Raw genomic sequence first — 1,241 nt, forward strand, 5'->3', positions numbered from 1 at the left:
ATACAAGCCGCATTTTCGCGGCATAGTCCGGCGGATTCCCACCGCCCTCAACTTCAACCATGGCTACAGTCCGGTCAACGTCGTTAGCCTGAAGCCGCTTATCGCGCGCGTAAGACAGCAACGTCTCACCAACTTCTATCCGCTGGCGTATGGCCAGCCTCATCCTTTATGCGCGTTACGCCGGAACCTGTTCCGGGAGCATGCCCCATCTGTTTAATCGGTCGCGTTAGCAACCCGCCATCAACACGGGCATGTTCACTTCAAACTCTCTATCGACAGGTATCGTTCCACCCTTGATTGCGTTGTCGCGATACCTTTCGGGCTCAGACTGACTTCAGTTGTGCGCCTTCGGGTATCACGCCGTCCTTTAAGTAACGCCACAGCGCGATCGCGAGGCGTCGTGCTACTGCGACGATCGCAATGCGCCGCACGCGGCGATTCGGTCCCGTGCCTTGCGTGCGCTGGTTGAACCACTGCGTCAGTGCACTGCCAGGCTGGTAACGGATCCAGCACCACGCCATCTCAATCAGCAGTGCGCGCACGCGACGGTTGCCCTGCCTGCTGATCCCCTGGTCCACCTGGCTCTCGCCACTGTCGTAGGGTTGTGGAACCAGCCCTACGCAGGCCCCAACTTCGCGCCGGTTATGGAAGTCCCGCCAGAACAGCTCGAGCGCCAGACGCGAGCCACCCACCGGGCCAATGCCATTTAGCTGCGTCAGAAGATCGATCCTTTCGCGTGCGGGTGCGGGCAGGCCAGCGTGTTGCGTTTTCTCGAGTGCCGCGAGTTGCTGCACGGCCAGCGCCAGCCGTTCGCACTCGCGCAGCAGCCGCTCCCGCAGCTCGCGCGGCAGTGGCGCACCGTCGTGACACCGCACCTGGTCACTGGCGAGGCGGGCGGCGAAGGCCTTGTGGTCAACCTCATCCCAGCAGCCGAGCGTGACAAGCAGTTTGCGCATCCGGTCACGATGCTGTAGCACCTCTTTCTGCAGTTCCCCTCGGTCGCGCATCAGATGGCGGGACGCTTCGTCCTGCGGTGACGGCACGTGCACCACGTGCATGCGGTCGCGCTCGCCGCGCAGCCACGCGCGCAGGCTGATCACCAGCCTGATTGCATCAAGCCGGTCAGTCTTGGCACGCCGCTTGTGGCGCTCGACCGGAATGCTCGCTGGATCGACCACATGACACTCGATACCGCGTGCCCGTAGCGCCCGATAGATCCAGAACGCGTCCTGGCCGGCTTC

2 protein-coding genes are annotated in these 1,241 nt (G+C 62.9%); one reads left to right on the forward strand and one right to left on the reverse strand.

Annotation, left to right across the window (positions count from 1 at the left end; all coding sequences use genetic code 11):
* Positions 1 to 217: hypothetical protein (locus HDG33_RS37075; protein WP_221311654.1), on the forward strand; the 217-nt coding region annotated here is incomplete at its 5' end.
* Between the two features lie 106 nt (positions 218 to 323).
* Here HDG33_RS37075 and HDG33_RS36825 read toward each other — a convergent pair.
* On the reverse strand, positions 324 to 1,241 hold a 918-nt coding region (locus HDG33_RS36825; RefSeq protein WP_184041227.1), incomplete at its 5' end, for an IS110 family transposase.

The sequence above is a fragment of the Paraburkholderia sp. Cpub6 genome (assembly GCF_014201065.1).
Classification (GTDB): Bacteria; Pseudomonadota; Gammaproteobacteria; order Burkholderiales; family Burkholderiaceae; genus Paraburkholderia; species Paraburkholderia tuberum.